An 18,147-nucleotide genomic window follows, 5' to 3' on the forward strand; every position below is an offset into this window, starting at 1 on the left:
AAATGGCGAACCTCGAGATCCACTACAAGGCACTCGACCAGTGCCGCACTGCCATCTACAAGGCCAAGAACCAGTACGGAGACGTCCGGCTGGAGAACAACGACGGCAAGGAGCCCACCTACGACAAGGAGGGCAAGGTCGAGATCCGGCGCAAGGCGACCCCGGCGGAGGCGGCCGGGCACCTGACGGACTCCGCCGCCCTGGTCAAGATCGTGGACGAGGTCTGGTCGACGCTGATCAACGAGGGCGACCAGGCCAGGAGGAAGCTCCACGACGTCGAGATCGGGCTCAGCGCGGTGGAGCAGAACATCAAGGACGCGCACAAGGCGACGTCATGAGCGCGACGCCGGCCGTACCGGAGAGGATCGCGGCGCTCCAGCGCAAGGTCACCGGCGACCCCGCGGCACTCGACGCCATCGCCAAGTCCTGGCGGGGCATCTCGGACGAGACCGACGACTACGTGGGCTCGCTGGGCCGCGCCGTCAACGTGGTGGACGAGGCCTGGTACGGCCGCTCCGCCGACGCCTTCGTGGAGTACATGCGCAAGTACGGCAAGGCCGGCGAGGGCCTGTACCTGCTGCTGTCCAACGCCGCGTCCTCCCTCGACACGGCGGCGGCCTCGCTGCGCTCCGCCAAGTCGGGCGTGGACGGCATCGCCACCAAGCTGATCACCGACATGACGAACCACCACACGACCTACTTCGCCAACAACAAGGACGCCACCGAGGCGGGCTGCGACGCGGGCACGAAGCCGCTGATCGACCAGGCGGAGATCGACGCCAAGGTGCACGTCGACAAGGCGGAGAAGGACGTGAGCGCCGCGAAGACGGCGATCCGCGGCTTCCTGGACGGCCGGCCGCTCACCTTCGCCGCCATCCCCGAGGTCGCCAAGGAGGAGTTCACGCCCGCCAAGGGCCGCACGATCGTCTGGGAGCCCACCGAGGGCTACGGCAAGAACGGCGGCGGCGCGGGCGGCCCCGACGGCGGCGGCGGACGTAACGTCGGCGGCTACGGCCCCAGCGGCCCGCCACCCGCCGCGGGCGGCGGCCCGGCGCCGACCGGCAAGGTCAAGGAGTGGATCGACCAGGCCATGAAGATCCTTGAGGCCAACGGCGTGCCGATCGGGAAGATGAACCCCAACGACATCTGGATGATCATCCAGCACGAGTCGGGCGGCAACCCGCACGCCATCAACCTGTGGGACTCCAACGCCGCCGCCGGCCACCCCTCCAAGGGACTGATGCAGACGATCGACCCGACGTTCAACTCCTACGCGCTGCCGGATCACAGGAACATCTACGACCCGGTGGACAACATCATCGCCGGGGTCCGCTACGCGGTCAGCAGGTACGGATCGGTCTCGAACGTGCCCGGCGTGGTCGGCATGAAGACCGGCGCCGGCTACAGCGGCTACTAAAAGGAAAGCGCCCCCCGGTTCCTCCCGGAGGGCGCCTTCGTATCCGCTATCCGCAGTTGGCCCAGCCCGCGCTGGTGCTCCCGGAGCCGGCGCTCCCGGAGAACCGCACGCACTTGCCCTTGGCCGGCAGCTTCACCGGACCCGCGTAGTACTCGAAGTTGCCGCTGTCGGTCTTGGTCCCGCCGCCCTGAACCTCCAGGGTGGCGCTGACCGGGCTGGCCTTGCCGACGTTGACCGTCTTCATCGTGACCACGCAGTTCTCACCCGTGCTGTTGTTGTACAGCTGGTAGGTGACGCCGCCGGCGAACGACTGGCTGCGCTGGACGGAGAATCCGCCACCGCAGGCCGAGGTCGGCGTGTGCGGGTTCGGCTTCTCCGGCTCCGGCTTCGGCGGGTCGGGCGTCGGCTTGGGCTTCTCCGGCTCGGGCTTCTCCGTCGGAGTGGGCTTCTGCGTCGGCGTCGGCTTGGGCTCCTCCGACGGCTTCTGCGTGGGCTTCGGCGTCGGGGTGGGCTTCGGCGCCTCGGTGGTCGGCGTCGGAGTCGGCGTCGGAGTCGGCTTGGGCTCCTCGGTCGGCTTCTGCGTGGGCGTCGGGGTGGGCTTGTCCGACGGCTCCACGGTCTTGGTCACCGTGGCCGTCGGGGACGGCTTGCCCGAGCCCTTGCGCGGCTTCTCCGTCGTCGGCTGAGCCGTGGGCTGCTGCGCCGTGGGCTGCGTGGTGGCCACGTTGGGCACCGAGGGCGCGCTGGTCGGCGTCGGCGGCGAAGTGAGCTCGGGCACCGACGGCGTACCACTGGCCGAGGGCCACTCGGTCGGCAGCACCAGAGGGCCCACGCCGTCGTCGTCCAGCGGCGGAGAGGTGACCGCCCACGGAACCGTGACCGTGGGCTGCGGCTGATCGGGCTGCCCCTGGCCGTCTGCGGGAACACCGGCCGAGGGCACGCCCCCGGTCCCGGTGCCCGACTCGCCGGCGACCGACGGGATCTTCACCACGTTGTTGCCGCTGGCCGCCGACTGCGCGACCGGCTGGATCTCCGCGTACCGCCCGGCGCCCCACAGCCCGATGCCGGACAGCAGCGCGATGACGCCGAGTCCGGCCACGAGGGCGAGGGGGAAGCGCTTGCGCGGGCGCTCGGCGCCCACGGCGGTGCCGGCGAGCGGCTCCATCCTGATCGGCGGCTGCTGCTGGTTCGGGATCTGCGGCGGCCCCCACGAGGGCCCCTGCTGCTGCGCCGGCGGCGCCACCGGAGCCACCGGACCCGGCTGCACCGGCACCCCCTGAACGGGCTGCTCCTGGTGGACCATGGTCTCGGCGTCCGGGCGTACGGCCGGCGGCGGCGGGATCATCCCGCTGGCCGGACCGGTGTCGCCGAGCAGTTGCAGCAGCGCGGTGTAGGTGGTCGGGCGCTGGTGCACGCCCTTGGCCAGCGCGGCCCGCACGACACGGTGCAGCGGCTCGGCGTCGAAGGGCAGGTGCGGCTCGGCGTTGAGCACGGCCTGCCCGTCCTGGCCGAACGGCGGCTCGCCGCTGCCGGCGAAGGCCACGACGGCGCCCCAGGCGAACACGTCCGCGTACGGCCCGTACTGCAGGCCGTTGATCTGCTCGGGCGCCTGGTAGCCGACCTCGCCGACGGGGTCGCCGAGACCGACGTCGGTGACCCTCGGGCCGTCAGCGCCCATGATCACGTTGTGCGGGGTCAGGCTGCGGTGCGCGATGCCCGCCAGGTGCACGGCCGACAGGGCGGTGAGCATGCCGAGTGCGAGCCGTTCGAGCGCGTCCTCGGCCAGCGGGCCGTCCTCGGCCACGGTCTCGGCCAGGCTGCGGCCTTCGACGTGCTCGCGGACCAGGTACGGCCGGTCCTCGTGCCAGCCGGAGTCGAGCACACGCGCGATATAGGAGCTCGAGACCCGCCTGGCCGCGGTGAATCGAGCGAGAGCCTCCGGTGTGACCTCGGGCTCGGGCGGCAGCAGCTTGATCGCCCTGATGGGGGCGTCGTCCTCTGCCCGGCCCAGATACATGGCCCCGCGAGGTCCCTCACCCAAAAAGCCGATGAGGGTGTACTCGCCGATCTGCGGGGGATCCTCCGGCCGCAAAGGCGTCATTGGCCGTCTCTTTCATGAGTAGTCATGATCGAGACACATTGAACCAAAAAAGCCCCATATGTATCAGTAGTTTCGGTTACGATCCGACATTTCACTGTCAAGACGCCGTACTGACACTAAATCGGGCCGCGGGCCCGCCTGCGGCTCATGGGCATGAAGACCCGGGCGGTGATGACGAGGATCACCAGGAGCGTGGCCACCCCCGCGATGATCCCGGCCTTCGCGATCGCGTCGTGGTCCACCGGAGGCGCCTTGGTCACCACGTCCCTGCCCATCGGCGCGGGCGGCGGCGGGGCCACCACCGGGGCGTTGACCGGCTCGTACGGCAGGACCATCGTCACCGCCAGCATCGGGTTGACCATGCCGGCGCCGGTGCCCTTGCCGGTGGAGCCCTCCGCGGTGGCGATGACGCGGCGCCGTACCTGGTCCTGGTTGAGGTGGGGGAAACGCGCGCGCACCAGCGCGACCACGCCCGTCACGTACGGCACGGCGAAGCTCGTGCCGTTGAGGTCGGCCTGGTAGGACTTGCCGGGCCAGGTCGCGGTGATCTCCTGGCCGGGGCCGAGGACGGCCACCGGTGTCTTGGAGTTGGAGAAGTCGGAGCGCACGCCCTGCTTGCCGGCGGCGCCGACGGCGAGCACTCCCTCATAGGCCGCGGGGTAGGCGGCGCTCTCCGTGCGGTCCTCTTTCCTGATGTTGCCCGCCGCGGCGACGATCACCGCGTCCTTGGCCAGCGCGTAGTCGACGGCGGCCTTCAGCGCGGGGTGGTGCTCGGCCTGGATCGAGATGTTGATCACTTCGGCGCCGAGGTCGGCGGCGGCCTTGATGCCCCGCACCAGCAGGCTGAGCTCGCCCTTGCCGTCGTGCGACTGCTTGAACGACATCAGGTTCACGTTCGGCGCCATGCCGTGGAAGGCGACGCCCTTCATGTCGCGGGCGGCGATGATGCCGGCGACGGCGGTACCGTGGCCCACGCAGTCGCGGTAGCCCTTGCCGGTCAGGTCCGCCTTTCCCGACACGGGGATCTGCGGGTGGGTCAGATCGACGCCACTGTCGATGACGGCCACCTTGACGCCGTCGCCCCGGGTCAGCGGCCACACTCGCCGCACGTCCATGCGCTGCTGCGCCCACGAGACGCCGGGCTGGAAGTTGCCCTTCTCCGGGTCGCAGTCGTCGCGCGCGGCCTGGGCCGCGGCGGGCGCGGCGAGGAACTGCAGCGCGACCAGGCTGACCAGAAAGGCGCGACCCATCATGGCCGTTTACCCTATCCGGTCGCGTTTTGCCCGACCCCGTCCGGCTTGAAGAAGGCCTGACCGGCTTCGGGCGGCCTGACTGCTCCTGCTCCTGCTTCGGGCGGCCTGGCTACCCCCGCTCCTGCTTCGAGCAGCCACGCGGTACGGCTCCGCGGCCCGGGACCGCGGAGCCGTCGCGGGTCAGCGTGTGGCGGACTCGATGTTGCCCCGGTAGGTGTTGATCACCCGGGCCGCTTCCTGGAGTTCCTCGGCCATCCGCTGGAAGGAGGCCCGGTAGGTCTGCCAGGCACCGTTGAAGCGGTCGGCGCCCGGACCCGTCCAGGCCGTGCCCACCTTGGCGGCCTCGCGGTCCAGCGCCGCCATCGTGGCCCGCACCGTCTCCGACTGCTGCGTGAACTGGGTCGCCATCTGCTGCATTTCCGCGGGGTTGCCACCTAGCAGACCCTGACTCATGGTTGCCTCCTGCTGTCGCGACGAGAGAGCGCCCTCACCATAGGCATCAGAGGGGCCCATCGCCCCCAGTTATGCCGAGCGGTTATGGTCTTCCAGAGGATTGTTCTGACCTGGAGGAGCTTCGTCCCCATGCGCGAGGTTGTCGTCACCGGCGGCGGCACCGGCATCGGATACGCGATCGCCGCGGCGTTCATCGCGCTCGGCGACCGCGTCACGATCACCGGCCGCCGCGAGCATGTCCTGAAGGAAGCGGCCCGGCGGCTCGGCGCCGCGCACGTGGCCTTCGACGCCGCCGCGCCCGAGGCGGTCAAGGACGCCGCGCCGCGCCTTCCCGGGCACGTGGACGTGCTCGTCAACAACGCGGGCGGCAACACCAACCTCGACCGCGAGCCGTCCGGCGAACTCCCGGACGTGGCCGAGGCCTGGTGGGCCAACCTCAACGCCAACCTGCTGTCCGCCGTCCTGGTCACGACCGCGCTGCTGCCGCGCTTCGGCAAGGGCGGCCGGATCATCTCGATCGGCTCCATCGCCGCCCGCGGCACCGGCTCCGGCTCGTACGGCGCGGCGAAGGCGGCCGTCGAGTCGTGGACCGCGGACCTGGCCGCCGAACTCGGCCCACGCGGCGTCACCGCCAACGTCGTCTCCCCCGGCCTGGTCGTCGACACCGAGTTCTTCAGAGGCCGCCTGACCGAGGACGGCATCAGGGCCAGGGTCAACAACACGCGCAACGGGCGACCCGCCACACCGGCCGACGTGGCCGAGACCGTACTCTTTCTGGCCTCGCCCGGTGCGAGACATCTGACGGGGCAGGTGGTCCACGTCAACGGAGGGGCGTACCTCGGTAGATAAACTCCGTTCCAGCTTGTCGAGGAAGGAAAGACACCGGTGCACAAGGTTCTCATCGCCAACCGGGGCGAGATCGCCGTACGGGTGGCCCGCGCGTGCAAGGACGCGGGCATCGCCAGCGTCGCCGTCTACGCCGAGCAGGACCTCGACGCCCTTCACGTCAAGACCGCCGACGAGGCCTACGCGCTCGGCGGCCAGTCTCCCGCCGAGACCTACCTCGACATCGCCAAGCTGCTGCGGATCGCCGCCGAGTCCGGCGCCGACGCCGTCCACCCCGGCTACGGCTTCCTGGCCGAGAACGCCAGCTTCGCCCAGGCCGTCATCGACGCCGGGCTGACCTGGATCGGGCCGCCGCCCGCCGCCATCGCGGCGCTGGGCGACAAGGTGCAGGCCAGGCACATCGCCGCCAAGGTGGGCGCGCCGCTGGTCGCCGGCACCAAGGACCCGGTCTCCGGGGTCGAGGAGGTCGTCGCGTTCGCCGAACAGCACGGCCTGCCGATCGCCATCAAGGCCGCGTACGGCGGCGGCGGCCGCGGCATCAAGGTGGCCCGCACCCTGGAGGAGGTCCCCGACCTCTACGAGTCGGCGGTGCGCGAGGCCGTGACCGCGTTCGGGCGGGGCGAGTGCTTCGTCGAGCGCTACCTCGACCGCCCGCGCCACGTCGAGACCCAGTGCCTGGCCGACGCCCACGGCAACGTGGTCGTGGTCAGCACCCGCGACTGCTCGCTCCAGCGCCGCCACCAGAAGCTCGTGGAGGAGGCGCCCGCCCCGTTCCTGTCCCCCGAGCAGGTCGAGACCCTCTACACCAGTTCCAAGGCCATCCTGCGCGAAGCCGGCTACGTCGGCGCGGGCACCTGCGAGTTCCTCGTCGGCCAGGACGGCACGATCTCCTTCCTGGAGGTCAACACCCGGCTCCAGGTCGAGCACCCGGTCACCGAGGAGGTCTCCGGCATCGACCTGGTGCGTGAGATGTTCCGCGTGGCCGACGGCGAGGCGCTGGGCTACGACGACCCGGCGCTGCGCGGGCACTCCTTCGAGTTCCGCATCAACGCCGAGGACGCGGGGCGCGACTTCCTGCCCGCCCCCGGGACGCTGACCGTGCTTCGGGCGCCGTCGGGGCCCGGCGTGCGGCTCGACTCCGGGTACGAGGCGGGGATGACGGTACCCCAGACGTTCGACTCGCTGGTGGCCAAGCTGATCGTGACGGGGCGCGGCCGTACCGAGGCGCTGGAGCGCTCGCGCCGGGCGCTGGCGGAGTTCGAGATCGACGGCATGCCGACCGTGCTGCCCTTCCACCGGACCGTCGTCGAGGATCCGGCCTTCACCGCCGAGCCGTTCGCCGTCCACACCCGGTGGATCGAGACCGAGTTCGACAACACGATCCCGCCCTATTCCGGGGAGATCGCCGCCGGTGAGGCCCCGGCCCGGGAGACGGTGACCGTCGAGGTGGGGGGCAAGCGCCTGGAGGTGGTCCTGCCCGCCGGTCTCGGCACCGCCGGCAGTACGCCCTCGGCGAACACCAAGGCCCCCAAGCGCGGCGCCGGCGGCGCCAAGAAGGCGGCGGGCGGCGACGCGCTCGTCAGCCCGATGCAGGGCACGATCGTCAAGGTCGTGGCCGGCGACGGCGACACGGTGGCGGAAGGCGACACGGTGGTCGTCCTGGAGGCCATGAAGATGGAGCAGCCGCTCACCGCGCACAAGGCGGGCGTCATCACCGGCCTGGCCGCGGCCGTCGGGCAGACGGTGACCTCAGGGGCGATCATCTGCGAGATCAAGGATGCCTGAGGGCTCCAAGCCCGCCCAACGCCCATCCGATGCCCTCCAGACGGGTAACGTGCGAGATGAGGAACTTTCCCGACCGCCCGTTCGTCCTGAAGGGCGAAGGAGGCTAGCTGCCCATGACCCACTCGCTGCGCCGAGCGGGGGCCGCGACCGCGGCTCTGATCGCCGGTCTACTCGCTGTATTCGCGCTGTCCCCCGCTGCTCACGCCGCGGCGCCGCCTGACGCCCAGACCATCCTGTCCCATTGGAAGGACAAGAAGGATCCGCTCTACGTGGAGAACGGCTCCGCGTTGACGTCCGACGAGCAGTCGGAGATCCGGTCCGCCCTGAAGGACTCCAAGAGCGACATCTACGTCGCGGCGCTGCCCGACGGCTCGGTCACCGACGTGAAGACCTACCTGACCACCCTGGGCAACGCGACGGCCGCGGCGAAGAACAACGCCCGCGTGACCGTCGCCGTCCTCGACGGCAAGACCCTGTTCGCCGGATCGAACTTCGGCAGCGGCAGGACCGGTCAGATCGCGAACCTGTCGACGCGCAACAACTCCGACATCGCCGCAGGCATGAACGAGTTCGTCAACCGGATCAACCTGCTGGCCGAGGGCAAGAGCAAGTCCGCGCTGTCGTCCGGCTCGCCCAGCAGTGGCGGGAGCGGCACCGGCGCGCTGATCGGTCTCGGCGCCATCGCCCTGGTGGGTGGCGGCGGCTACTTCCTCTACTCCAAGAACAAGAAGAAGAAGCTCGCCGAGAAGCAGGCCAAGGAACTCGCGATGGTCAAGACGACCGTCGACGAGGACGTCACCAAGTTCGGTGAGGAGATCACCTCGCTCGACACCGACGTCACCCTCGCGGGTGAGGGCGGCCAGCACATCGACGAGTGGCAGCACGCGCTCGACTCCTACGAGAAGGCCAAGACCCAGCTCGCCACGATCGAGCGGTCCGACCAGATCCGCGAGGTCACCCAGACGCTGGAGGACGGCCGCTACTCGCTGGCCGTGGTCAAGGCCAAGGTCAACAACCAGCCGGTGCCCGAGCGCCGCGCGCCCTGTTTCTTCAACCCGCAGCACGGCCCGTCCGTCCGCGACGTCAGCTGGGCCCCGCCCAACGGCGCCGTGCGCGAAGTGCCGGCCTGCGCGCAGGACGCCGAGGCGGTCGAGCGCGGCTTCGACCCGCAGATGCGCGAGGTCATGGTCGACGGCCAGCGCCGCCCGTACTACGACGCGGGCCCGGCCTACCAGCCGTACGCCTACGGCTACTACGGCGGCTTCGGCGACATCATGACCGGCATGTTCATCGGCACGATGATGGGCAGCATGATGGGCGGCTGGGGAATGGGCGGCTACGGCGCCGGCTACTCCGACGCGGGCGCCGGCGGCGACTTCGGCGGCGGCGGAAGTGACTTCGGCGGCGGCGACAGCGGCGGCGGCTGGGGCGACTTCGGCGGCGGCGACTTCGGCGGCGGCGACTGGTAGACGTCTCTCATCCGATAGACACCGCGGGCGCGTCCTCTTCGGAGGGCGCGCCCGTCGTCTTGAGGGCCTTCCGGCCGTTACGGCAAGTGGAGGGGCTTACGTCTTACCCGGCCAAGGTGGGCCGTAGCGGCGGCGCGTCCGTGCGACGTGAGAAGCGACCCCCACGATCGGCGCCCGCGCGGGGCGGCGGGTGGCGTGGGAGCGGCCTGCCGTAACGGCTGGAAGGAGGGGTAAGGGGTGGGTCAGATGCCGATGGCCGCTTCTGGTTGCATGAGGCGGCGGGCGGCTTCGGTGATGCTGCCGGACAGCGACGGGTAGACGGCGAAGGTGTGGGCCAGCTGGTCCACCGTCAGGCGTTGCTGGACCGCCACCGAGACCGCCAGGATCAGTTCGGAGGCTCTCGGGGCCACCACCACGCCGCCCAGGACTATTCCGGTGTGGGGGCGGCAGAACAGCTTCACGAAGCCGTCGTTGAAGCCCGACATCTTGGCTCTGGCGTTGGTGGCCAGGGGGAGTTTGACGACGTTGGCCTCGATCTCGCCCGCTTCGATCGAGCGCTGTGCCACGCCGACCGCGGCGATCTCCGGGTCGGTGAAGATGTTGGAGGCCACCGTGGCCAGGCGGAGCGGCTGGACGGCCTCGCCCAGCGCGTGCCAGACGGCGATCCGGCCCTGCATCGCGGCCACCGAGGCCAGCATGAGCACGCCGGTGCAGTCGCCCGCGGCGTAGACGCCCGGCGCGGAGGTGCGGGAGACCTTGTCGACCTTGATGAAGCCGTTGCGGTCGAGCTGGACCCCGGCCTCGGCCAGGCCGATGCCGGTGGTGTTGGGGACCATGCCGACCGTCATCAGCGCGTGGGAGCCCTCGGCCACGCGGCCGTCCTCCAGCGTGACCAGGACGCCGTCGGCCGTACGCGTCACCGAGGCGGCCCTGGAGCGGCCCATGACGTTCATGCCGCGCCTGCGGTAGACCTCCTCCAGCACCTCGGCGCCGTCGGCGTCCTCGTTGGGCATCATGCGGTCGCGGCTGGAGACGAGCGTGACCTCGCAGCCCAGGGAGCGGTAGGCGCCGGCGAACTCGGCGCCGGTGACGCCGGAGCCGACCACGATCAGGTGCTCGGGCAGCGCGTCGAGGTCGTAGAGCTGGCGCCAGGTGAGGATGCGCTCGCCGTCGGGCTCGGCGCCGGGCAGGATGCGCGGGGTCGCGCCGGTGGCCACGAGGACCACGTCCGCCCTGATCGTCCGCTCGCCCGCCTTGACGACCTGCGGATCCACGAGGCGCCCGTGCGCCTTGATGATCTCGACGCCCTCGGCGGCCACCCTGGTCTCGATGTCCATGGACTGGGCCTGGGCCAGCTCCTTGACCCGCTTGTTGACCAGCGGCAGGTCGACCTGCGCGACACCGGCGTCGCCGTCGAGCCCGCCGGAGAAGGAGACGCCCAGCGACGGCGCGTCCATCAGCGCCTGCTTGCGGACCGAGGTGGCGATGAGCGTCTTGGACGGCACGCAGTCGGTGAGCACGCACGCGCCGCCTGGACCGTCCTGCTCGACCATCGTGACCTGCGCGCCAAGTTGCGCGGCTACCAGCGCCGCCTCGTAGCCGCCTGGTCCGCCACCGATGATCACGATCCTAGTCACGTGTCCCATTCTTCCGTATGTCCTGAGCAGCAGGCGAACGGGGCGGGGGCCGGGGCGCTAGTCTTAGCTGCTGTGCCTGTCTACGCCGCATACGGCAGCAACCTGGACCCCGGGCAGATGGCCTTGCGGGCGCCGCATTCTCCAGTCCGGAGCGCGGGCTGGCTGCAGGGCTGGCGCCTGACGTTCGGCGGCCCCGAGGCGCTGGCGACGATCGTCGAGGATCCCGACGAGCACGTCTTCGTGGTGCTCTACGACGTGCCCGAGTTCGACGAGGACTCACTCGACCAGTGGGAGGGCGCGGCGCGCGGCGTCTACCACAAGGTGCGGCTGCGGGTGCAGACGCTGGAGGGCGAGCTGGTCGCCTGGTTCTACGTCCTCGACGCCTATGAGGGCGGCCTTCCGCCGGCCCGCTACCTCGGTTTCCTGGCCGACGCCGCCGAGAAGGCCGGCGCGCCGGACGACTACGTGAAGGAACTGCGCGGCCGCCCCTGCACGTCCCTCTGACCGGGCCGCGACACGCCCGGGCGCGTGTGAACACGCCCGGGATGTGCCACCGGGACGGTCAGCGCAGCGGCTGGTCCTTGGTCTCCTTCAGGGCGAAGATGTAGACGAGCGTCGAGACCAGGGCCAGCGCCGACATGTACCAGGGGAAGGCCCCGGGGATCTTGGCGTCGATGAAGGCGGTCCCGATGAGCGGAGCCGTTCCGCCGAAGAGGGCGACCGTGAGCGAGTACGGGAAGCCCGCGCCCGCGGCCCGCACCCGGGTGGGGAACAGCTCGGAGTTCACCGCGGCCGAGATCGAGGTGAAGCAGCCCAGGAAGACCATGCCGACGCACTGGATGAGCAGCAGGCTGGCGAAGGTGTTGTCCAGCATGCCCAGGAGCGGCACCGGCAGCAGGGTGAAGCCGACGCCGAAGGTGATCAGCAGGGGCTTGCGGCCGATCCGGTCCGAGAGCATGCCGAGCAGCGGCTGCAGGATCATGAAGAAGACGAGCGAGATCGTGCCGACGAGTTGCGCCTCGGTCTTGGAGAAGTTGACGGTGATGTTCGCGTAGGTCGGCAGGAACGTGGTCCACGTGTAGTAGGCCACGGTGCCGGCGATGGTGATGCCGACGATGAGGGCGGCCTGCTTGGGGTAGTTGCGCAGGAAGTCGAAGAGCCTGGGCCGCTCGACCTTGCCTTCCTGGATCTCCTGGGCGACGTGCGAGGTCTCGTCGGCGCCCTTGCGGATCCACAGGCCCACGAGGCTGAGCACGGCGCCGATCACGAAGGGGATGCGCCAGCCCCAGCCGTTCATGTCGGATTCGGCCAGCATGGCTCCCAGCCCGGCGGCCAGGCCCAGAGCGAGGAGCTGGCCGATGGTCGTGCTGACGTACTGGAAGCTTGAGAACAGGCCGCGGCGGCCGGGCCCCGCCGACTCCACGAGGAAGGTGGTGGCGGCGGCGAACTCACCGCCGACCGACAGGCCCTGGATGAGGCGGGCCAGCGTGAGGATGATCGGGGCGAGGACGCCCGCCGCCTCATAGGTAGGAGTGACAGCGAGCATGAGGGAGCCGACGCCCATCAGCACGATGGTGAAGGTCATCGCGGCCTTGCGGCCGAACCGGTCGGCGAACGAGCCGACGAGCAGGCCGCCGAGTGGCCGCATGAAGAACCCGACCGCGAAGACGCCGTACGTGGCCAGCAGGGGCACGAGGGAGGCGTCGGCGCTCTTGGGGAAGACCTGGACGGAGAAATATGCGGCCAAGGCGGCGTAGGCGTACCAGTCGTACCACTCCACCACGTTGCCGATGCTGGCGGCCATGAGCTGGCGGACACGGCTTCTGGGGATGCCAAGCGGCGACTCAGTCGCAGGTGAGGTTGCCACCAGGGGCTCCTTTGCTTACAGGTCAGGTGGTGCCCTACTGTGCAAGTGGACGACCGAAATAGTCAAACATCCAGAGATTTATTTACAAACCCGACACAGAAACGGTTCTCCATGGACGTTCTCGACCGGCGCCTGATCGCGGCCCTGCAGGTCAGCCCGCGCGCGTCCTGGGGTGAGATCGGCCGGGTGGTCGGTGAGCATGAGCGCACGGTCGCGCGCCGGCTCCAGCGCGTCATCAACGAGGGCATGGTCCGCGTCACCGCGATCTACGACGATCTGCGCACCGGCCACGGCCGTCCGGTCCATCTGCACGTCCAGGTACGGCCCGGCGCCTCGGCCAAGGTGGCGGCGGCGCTGAGCGAGCGCCGCGACACCCGCTCGGTCTACTCCCTCACCGGCGAGGCGGATCTCGGCTGCGAACTGGTCGCCCCGAGCAGGGAGATGCTGCACGACATCGTCTCCTCCGAGGTCACCGAGATCAGCGGCGTCCTGCAGACGCGCACCCAGGTCGTCCTGCACACGTTCACGACCGTGGCCGAGTGGCACGCGCCGTTCCTCACCCCCGAGGAGGTCGCCGAGCTGCGCCCCGTCTACAGCGCGGGGCCGCTGCCCGACCAGGATGGGCTCTCGCCGCTGGAGGAGGAGATCGCCGAGTTGCTGGTCGCCGACGGCCGGGCGGCGTTCACCGCGATCGCCGAGCGGCTGGACGTGTCGCTGCCGACCGCGCGCCGGCGGGCCACCTCCCTGCTCGACCGCAGGCTCCTGCTCATGCGCGCCGAGATCGAGCCGGCGCTGCTCGGCCTGGAGGTCGAGGCGCAGATCTGGCTGAAGGTCCGCCCGCACGGGCTGGACCAGGTCGGCCTGACGCTGGCCGCGCACCCGGACGTGCGCTACTGCGCCGCCACCTCGGGCACCCACTCGGTCATCGTCCAGGTGGTCGCGGCGCACGAGGCCGACCTTTACCGTTTTCTCACGAACGTCGTCGGCCCGATCGACGACGTCACCGACGTCAACGTCACGCTGATCACCCGCGCCCACAAGCGCGGGCACCTCCGCAAGTCCGGTCTGCTCACATTGGAGAGAACATGACGCCCGCTGAGAAGGAAGTAGCCGACCTGTGCGTGGAGCTCATCCGCGTCGACAGCAGCAACTACGGTGACGGCAGCGGTCCCGGCGAGCGGGCCGCCGCCGAAGTGGTCATGGCCAGGCTGGACGAGGTCGGCATCGAGTCCACCTACATCGAGAGCGAGCCGGGCCGCGGCAACGTCGTCACCCGCGTGGAGGGCAGCGACTCCAGCCTGCCCGCGCTGCTGGTCCACGGGCACCTGGACGTCGTGCCGGCCAATGCCGCCGACTGGTCGGTCGACCCGTTCGCCGGCGAGGTGCGCGACGGCTACATCTGGGGCCGTGGCGCGGTGGACATGAAGGACATGGACGCCATGATGCTGGCCGTACTGCGGCAGATGAAGCGCGAGGTCAGGAAGCCCAAGCGTGACATCGTCTTCGCGTGGGTGGCCGACGAGGAGGCCGGCGGCGTCTACGGCGCCAAGCACCTGACCGCCCACCACCCCGAGCTGTTCGAGGGCGTCACCGAGTCGATCAGCGAGGTCGGCGGCTACTCGCTTGAGGTGGACCCGTCGCTGCGGCTCTACCTGATCGAGACGGCCCAGAAGGGCCTGGCCTGGATGAAGCTGATCGCCGACGGCACCGCCGGGCACGGCTCCATGCTCAACTCCGACAACGCCGTCACCGAGGTGGCCAAGGCCGTCGCCAGGATCGGCGCCCACGAGTGGCCGATCACGCTGACGCCGACCGTGCGGACGTTCCTCACCGAGGTGGCCGACGCCTTCCAGATCCCGTTCGACCCGGCGAACCCGCAGAACGTGCTGGACAAGATCGGGCCGCTGGTCCGCTTCGTCGGCGCGACGCTGAGCCACACCTCCAACCCGACCCAGCTCGGCGCCGGCTACAAGTCGAACGTGATCCCCGGCCAGGCCACCGCCGTGGTCGACGGGCGCTTCCTGCCCGGCCACGAGGAGGACTTCTTCAAGACCGTCGACTCGCTGATCGGGGAGAAGGTACGCCGCGAGTTCGTGCATCACGACATCGCGCTGGAAACCACGTTCGACGGGGCGCTGGTCGAGTCGATGATCGCGGCGCTCAAGGCCGAGGACCCGACGGCGCGGGCGGTGCCGTACTGCATGTCGGGCGGGACCGACAACAAGACCTTCTTCGCCGACCTGAACATCCGGGGCTTCGGGTTCGTGCCGCTGCGGCTGCCGAAGGACATGGACTTCGCCGCGATGTTCCACGGCGTGGACGAGCGGGTGCCGGTCGAGGCCCTGCAGTTCGGTGTGAGGGTGCTCGACAGGCTGCTCCTAAACTACTGAGGTGAGCAACGACGCCTACACCCTGGCACAGGACGCCGCCGCCGCGCTGAAGGGCGCGGCGGGCGTCGACACCTTCGACGTGGCCCTCGTGATGGGCTCCGGCTGGGTTCCCGCCGCCGACGCGCTCGGACAGACCGTCACCGAGGTGGCCTTCACCGACCTGCCCGGTTTCGCGCCACCCGCGGTGGCCGGGCACGGCGGCAAGATCCGGGTCGTCCGCACCGACGCGGGACGCCACGCGCTGGTCCTGCTCGGTCGCACGCACCTGTACGAGGGCCGCCCGGTCGACAAGGTGGTCCACGGCATCCGCACGGCCGCCGCGGCCGGGGTGAGGGCGGTCGTGCTCACCAACGCCGCCGGCGGCCTGCGCCCCGAGACGCAGAACGTCGGCGACCCGGTCCTGATCAGCGACCACATCAACATGACCGGCGCCAACCCGCTGACCGGCACGACCTTCCTCGACCTGACCGAGGTCTACAGCAAGCGGCTGCGCGCGCTGGTGCGCGAGATCGACCCGGCCATCGCCGAGGGCGTCTACGTCGCCTTCCGCGGCCCGACCTACGAGACGCCCGCCGAGATCCGCATGCTGCGCACGCTGGGCGGCGATCTGATCGGCATGTCCACCGTCCTGGAGGCGATCACCGCCCGCGAGGCGGGGCTTGAGGTGCTCGGCGTCTCCCTCGTCACCAACCCCGGGGCGGGCCTGGCCGGCGAGCCGCTCAACCACGAAGAGGTGCTCCAGGTCGGCAAGGCCACCGCCGCGCGCATGGGCGGCCTGCTGGCCAAGGTGGTCGACCGGGTATGAGCGACCTGCTGAGGCAGGCCCGCGCGTGGCTGGCCCAGGACCCCGACCCCGACACCCGAGCCGAGCTCTCCGACCTCATCGAGCGCGCCGACCTCGGCACGCTGACGTCCCGCTTCGGCGCCAAGCTCGAGTTCGGTACGGCCGGCCTGCGCGGCGAACTGGGCGCGGGCCCCAACCGCATGAACCGGGTCACGGTCATGCGCGCGGCCGCCGGCCTGGCCGCGGTGCTGGGCCCCGGCAAACACGTGGTCATCGGCTACGACGCCCGCTACAAGTCCGACGTGTTCGCCCGTGACACCGCCGCGGTGCTGACCGGCGCGGGCATCCACGCCTCGCTGCTGCCCCGGCCGCTGCCGACGCCGGTGCTGGCCTTCGCCGTACGCCACCTGGGCGCCGACGCCGGGGTCACGGTGACGGCCAGCCACAACCCGCCCAGGGACAACGGCTACAAGGTCTATTGGAACGACGGCTCCCAGATCGTGCCGCCCGTCGACGGGCAGATCTCCGCGGCGATCGACGCGGTGGGCCGGGTGGACGGGCTGCCGCTGGGCGCGCCGTACGAGGAGAGGGGGCTCGACGCGGCCCCCGGCACCTTCACCGAGCTGGGCGAGGACCTGCTCGACGACTACGTCGAGGCGGTGACCGCGCTGCCGCTGGGCACGGCGCGCACGCTGAAGGTGGCCTACACGCCGCTGCACGGCGTGGGCGCGGGCACGCTGACCGGTGCGTTCCTGGCGGCGGGGTTCGCCAGCCCGATGGCGGTCGAGCAGCAGCGCAACCCCGACCCGGCCTTCCCGACCGTCGCCTTCCCCAACCCGGAGGAGCCGGGGGCGATGGACCTGGCGCTGGCGCTGGCCGGCAAGATCGGCGCGGACCTCGTGCTGGCCAACGACCCCGACGCGGACCGGTGCGCGGTGGGCCTGCCGGTGGGCGACGGCTCGTGGCGGATGCTGACCGGTGACGAGGTGGGCACGCTGCTCGGCGAGTACGTGATCGCCAACACCACCGGCGACCGGCTGGTGGCGACCACGATCGTGTCCTCCACGCTGCTCGGCAAGATCGCCGCGGCGCACGGGGTGCGCTACGCCGAGACGCTGACCGGCTTCAAGTGGATCATGCGGGCCGGAGAGGGCCTGGTCTACGGCTACGAGGAGGCGCTGGGCTACAGCGTCGGCTCCCACGCCGGGCTGCCCGTCCACGACAAGGACGGGATCGGGGCGGCGCTGACCGTGGCCGCGATCGCGGCGGAGGCCAAGCGGGCCGGGCGTACGCTCCTGGACCTGCTGGACGACCAGGCCAGGCGCTACGGCCTGCACGCCACCTCGCAGCTGTCGGTGCGGGTGGAGGACGTGTCGCTGATCTCCGCCGCGATGGCGCGGTTGCGCGCCGAGCCCGCGAAGGAGCTCGGCGGGCGCGTGGTCGAGGGCATCGACGACCTGGCCAAGGGCGAGGGCGGGCTGCCGCCGACCGACGGGCTGCGCTATCGGCTGGCCGGCGGGGCGCGGGTCGTGGTGCGACCCTCCGGCACGGAACCCAAGCTCAAGTGCTACCTCGAAGTGGTGGTGCCGGTCGAGGTCGAGGTGGCGGCGGCCAGGACCAAGGCGGCCGCGGGGCTGGCCGCCCTGGCCGCCGACCTCAAGGTCACGCTGGGTCTTTGAGCCTGAACTGAAGCTCGATCTCCCACTTGTTCATGTCGGGCTGCTCGGCCGGGTTGGTGTGGTAGATCTCCAGGCGCGAACCCCAGTGCTCGCCGTCGGCCTCCCCGGTCATGTCGAAATCGAGGCCGGGGGTGGCACGCAGCTTCTCGATGACCGGGAGGAGCTGGTCGGGGTGGCCGATCTGGCGGACGCTCGCGTAGCGGCCGGCGGGCAGGGTGGCGGCGGCGAAGTCGCCCTCCCCCTCGACCGGCCCGGCCACCGGCACGCCCGCCTCGACGTCCAGTTCGCCCTCCATGTCGATGACGTGGAAGCGGAAGAACGGCGCGCCCTCCATGGCCACGCCCTTCGCGGCCAGCCAGCCGTAGATCTCCGGAATGCGGTCGCCGACCACTCCGAACGTGGTCAGGGTGATGGTCTTGCGGACGGCCACGTAGTGCCGCTCGGGAAATTCGATGATGTCCATGCT

The 18,147-nt window shown here is 70.6% G+C and carries 16 protein-coding genes; 10 read left to right on the top strand and 6 right to left on the bottom strand.

Features of this window, described 5'->3' with window-relative positions; genetic code table 11:
* Positions 1–2: 2 nt before the first annotated feature.
* Both ACIBHY_RS38850 and ACIBHY_RS38855 read left to right on the top strand, forming a co-directional pair.
* Positions 3–338: a hypothetical protein gene (locus tag ACIBHY_RS38850; RefSeq protein WP_397252222.1), complete on the top strand. Its 336-nt coding sequence runs from the start codon at positions 3–5 to the stop codon at positions 336–338.
* Positions 335–1,417, top strand: a complete 1,083-nt coding sequence (locus ACIBHY_RS38855) for a transglycosylase SLT domain-containing protein (protein ID WP_397252223.1) — start codon at positions 335–337, stop codon at positions 1,415–1,417. Before ACIBHY_RS38850 ends, ACIBHY_RS38855 begins: the two co-directional genes overlap by 4 nt.
* 46 nt (positions 1,418–1,463) lie before the next feature.
* Here the strand turns inward: ACIBHY_RS38855 and ACIBHY_RS38860 are convergent, their stop codons facing one another.
* From ACIBHY_RS38860 to ACIBHY_RS38870, 3 genes are all read right to left on the bottom strand, one after another.
* Positions 1,464–3,518 (bottom strand): serine/threonine protein kinase, encoded by a 2,055-nt coding sequence (locus ACIBHY_RS38860; protein WP_397252224.1) that lies wholly within the window; start codon positions 3,516–3,518, stop codon positions 1,464–1,466.
* 116 nt (positions 3,519–3,634) lie between these two features.
* On the bottom strand, positions 3,635–4,771 hold the full coding sequence (locus ACIBHY_RS38865; RefSeq protein WP_397252225.1) for a S8 family serine peptidase: 1,137 nt from the start codon (positions 4,769–4,771) through the stop codon (positions 3,635–3,637).
* Positions 4,772–4,951: 180 nt separating this feature from the next.
* A complete protein-coding gene (locus ACIBHY_RS38870; RefSeq protein WP_184957858.1) occupies positions 4,952–5,224 on the bottom strand; it encodes a WXG100 family type VII secretion target in 273 nt (90 codons plus the stop codon).
* Between the two features lie 129 nt (positions 5,225–5,353).
* Here ACIBHY_RS38870 and ACIBHY_RS38875 point away from each other — a divergent pair, with 129 nt between their 5' ends.
* The 3 genes from ACIBHY_RS38875 to ACIBHY_RS38885 all read left to right on the top strand — a co-directional run bounded on the left by ACIBHY_RS38875 (position 5,354) and on the right by ACIBHY_RS38885 (position 9,324).
* A complete protein-coding gene (locus ACIBHY_RS38875; RefSeq protein ID WP_397252226.1) occupies positions 5,354–6,073 on the top strand; it encodes an SDR family NAD(P)-dependent oxidoreductase in 720 nt (239 codons plus the stop codon).
* A gap of 36 nt (positions 6,074–6,109) precedes the next feature.
* Positions 6,110–7,855 carry an acetyl/propionyl/methylcrotonyl-CoA carboxylase subunit alpha gene (locus ACIBHY_RS38880; protein ID WP_397252227.1) on the top strand — a complete coding sequence of 582 codons (1,746 nt, stop codon included), beginning with the start codon at positions 6,110–6,112 and terminating at the stop codon, positions 7,853–7,855.
* Between the two features lie 113 nt (positions 7,856–7,968).
* The gene (locus ACIBHY_RS38885) at positions 7,969–9,324 is read left to right on the top strand and encodes an LPXTG cell wall anchor domain-containing protein (protein WP_397252228.1); all 1,356 of its coding nucleotides are present in this window, start codon (positions 7,969–7,971) and stop codon (positions 9,322–9,324) included.
* Between the two features lie 242 nt (positions 9,325–9,566).
* Here ACIBHY_RS38885 and ACIBHY_RS38890 read toward each other — a convergent pair whose 3' ends face one another.
* Positions 9,567–10,961, bottom strand: a complete 1,395-nt coding sequence (locus tag ACIBHY_RS38890; protein WP_397252229.1) for an NAD(P)H-quinone dehydrogenase — start codon at positions 10,959–10,961, stop codon at positions 9,567–9,569.
* A gap of 72 nt (positions 10,962–11,033) precedes the next feature.
* Here ACIBHY_RS38890 and ACIBHY_RS38895 point away from each other — a divergent pair, with 72 nt between their 5' ends.
* Positions 11,034–11,465: a gamma-glutamylcyclotransferase gene (locus ACIBHY_RS38895; protein WP_184957863.1), complete on the top strand. Its 432-nt coding sequence runs from the start codon at positions 11,034–11,036 to the stop codon at positions 11,463–11,465.
* A 58-nt stretch (positions 11,466–11,523) separates the two neighbouring features.
* Here ACIBHY_RS38895 and ACIBHY_RS38900 read toward each other — a convergent pair whose 3' ends face one another.
* The gene (locus ACIBHY_RS38900) at positions 11,524–12,828 is read right to left on the bottom strand and encodes an MFS transporter (protein WP_397252230.1); all 1,305 of its coding nucleotides are present in this window, start codon (positions 12,826–12,828) and stop codon (positions 11,524–11,526) included.
* 111 nt (positions 12,829–12,939) lie between these two features.
* Here ACIBHY_RS38900 and ACIBHY_RS38905 point away from each other — a divergent pair, with 111 nt between their 5' ends.
* The 4 genes from ACIBHY_RS38905 to ACIBHY_RS38920 are packed head-to-tail and all read left to right on the top strand — an operon-like array spanning position 12,940 to position 17,681.
* Positions 12,940–13,917, top strand: a complete 978-nt coding sequence (locus ACIBHY_RS38905) for an Lrp/AsnC family transcriptional regulator (RefSeq protein ID WP_397252231.1) — start codon at positions 12,940–12,942, stop codon at positions 13,915–13,917.
* Complete coding sequence (locus ACIBHY_RS38910; protein WP_397252232.1) at positions 13,914–15,218, top strand: M20/M25/M40 family metallo-hydrolase; 1,305 nt, start codon at positions 13,914–13,916, stop codon at positions 15,216–15,218. Before ACIBHY_RS38905 ends, ACIBHY_RS38910 begins: the two co-directional genes overlap by 4 nt.
* A gap of 1 nt (position 15,219) precedes the next feature.
* Positions 15,220–16,023 (top strand): purine-nucleoside phosphorylase, encoded by an 804-nt coding sequence (locus ACIBHY_RS38915; protein ID WP_397252233.1) that lies wholly within the window; start codon positions 15,220–15,222, stop codon positions 16,021–16,023.
* Positions 16,020–17,681, top strand: a complete 1,662-nt coding sequence (locus ACIBHY_RS38920; protein ID WP_397252234.1) for a phospho-sugar mutase — start codon at positions 16,020–16,022, stop codon at positions 17,679–17,681. The genes ACIBHY_RS38915 and ACIBHY_RS38920 overlap by 4 nt, the downstream gene beginning before the upstream one ends.
* Here ACIBHY_RS38920 and ACIBHY_RS38925 read toward each other — a convergent pair.
* Complete coding sequence (locus ACIBHY_RS38925; RefSeq protein ID WP_397309311.1) at positions 17,665–18,144, bottom strand: GyrI-like domain-containing protein; 480 nt, start codon at positions 18,142–18,144, stop codon at positions 17,665–17,667. The two genes, ACIBHY_RS38920 and ACIBHY_RS38925, sit on opposite strands and share 17 nt — an antisense overlap.
* Between the last annotated feature and the right edge of the window lie 3 nt (positions 18,145–18,147).

It is taken from the genome of Nonomuraea sp. NPDC050547, assembly GCF_044457345.1.
Taxonomy (GTDB): Bacteria; Actinomycetota; Actinomycetes; order Streptosporangiales; family Streptosporangiaceae; genus Nonomuraea.

Bases quoted from the DNA above. Each gene is read 5' to 3' on its own strand.
- ACIBHY_RS38885 (WP_397252228.1), top strand. From the start codon at position 7,969: ATGACCCACTCGCTGCGCCGAGCGGGGGCCGCGACCGCGGCTCTGATC.
- ACIBHY_RS38910 (WP_397252232.1), top strand. From the start codon at position 13,914: ATGACGCCCGCTGAGAAGGAAGTAGCCGACCTGTGCGTGGAGCTCATC.
- ACIBHY_RS38905 (WP_397252231.1), top strand. From the start codon at position 12,940: ATGGACGTTCTCGACCGGCGCCTGATCGCGGCCCTGCAGGTCAGCCCG.
- ACIBHY_RS38850 (WP_397252222.1), top strand. From the start codon at position 3: ATGGCGAACCTCGAGATCCACTACAAGGCACTCGACCAGTGCCGCACT.
- ACIBHY_RS38870 (WP_184957858.1), bottom strand. From the start codon at position 5,224: ATGAGTCAGGGTCTGCTAGGTGGCAACCCCGCGGAAATGCAGCAGATG.
- ACIBHY_RS38920 (WP_397252234.1), top strand. From the start codon at position 16,020: ATGAGCGACCTGCTGAGGCAGGCCCGCGCGTGGCTGGCCCAGGACCCC.
- ACIBHY_RS38855 (WP_397252223.1), top strand. From the start codon at position 335: ATGAGCGCGACGCCGGCCGTACCGGAGAGGATCGCGGCGCTCCAGCGC.
- ACIBHY_RS38875 (WP_397252226.1), top strand. From the start codon at position 5,354: ATGCGCGAGGTTGTCGTCACCGGCGGCGGCACCGGCATCGGATACGCG.
- ACIBHY_RS38865 (WP_397252225.1), bottom strand. From the start codon at position 4,771: ATGATGGGTCGCGCCTTTCTGGTCAGCCTGGTCGCGCTGCAGTTCCTC.
- ACIBHY_RS38925 (WP_397309311.1), bottom strand. From the start codon at position 18,144: ATGGACATCATCGAATTTCCCGAGCGGCACTACGTGGCCGTCCGCAAG.
- ACIBHY_RS38860 (WP_397252224.1), bottom strand. From the start codon at position 3,518: ATGACGCCTTTGCGGCCGGAGGATCCCCCGCAGATCGGCGAGTACACC.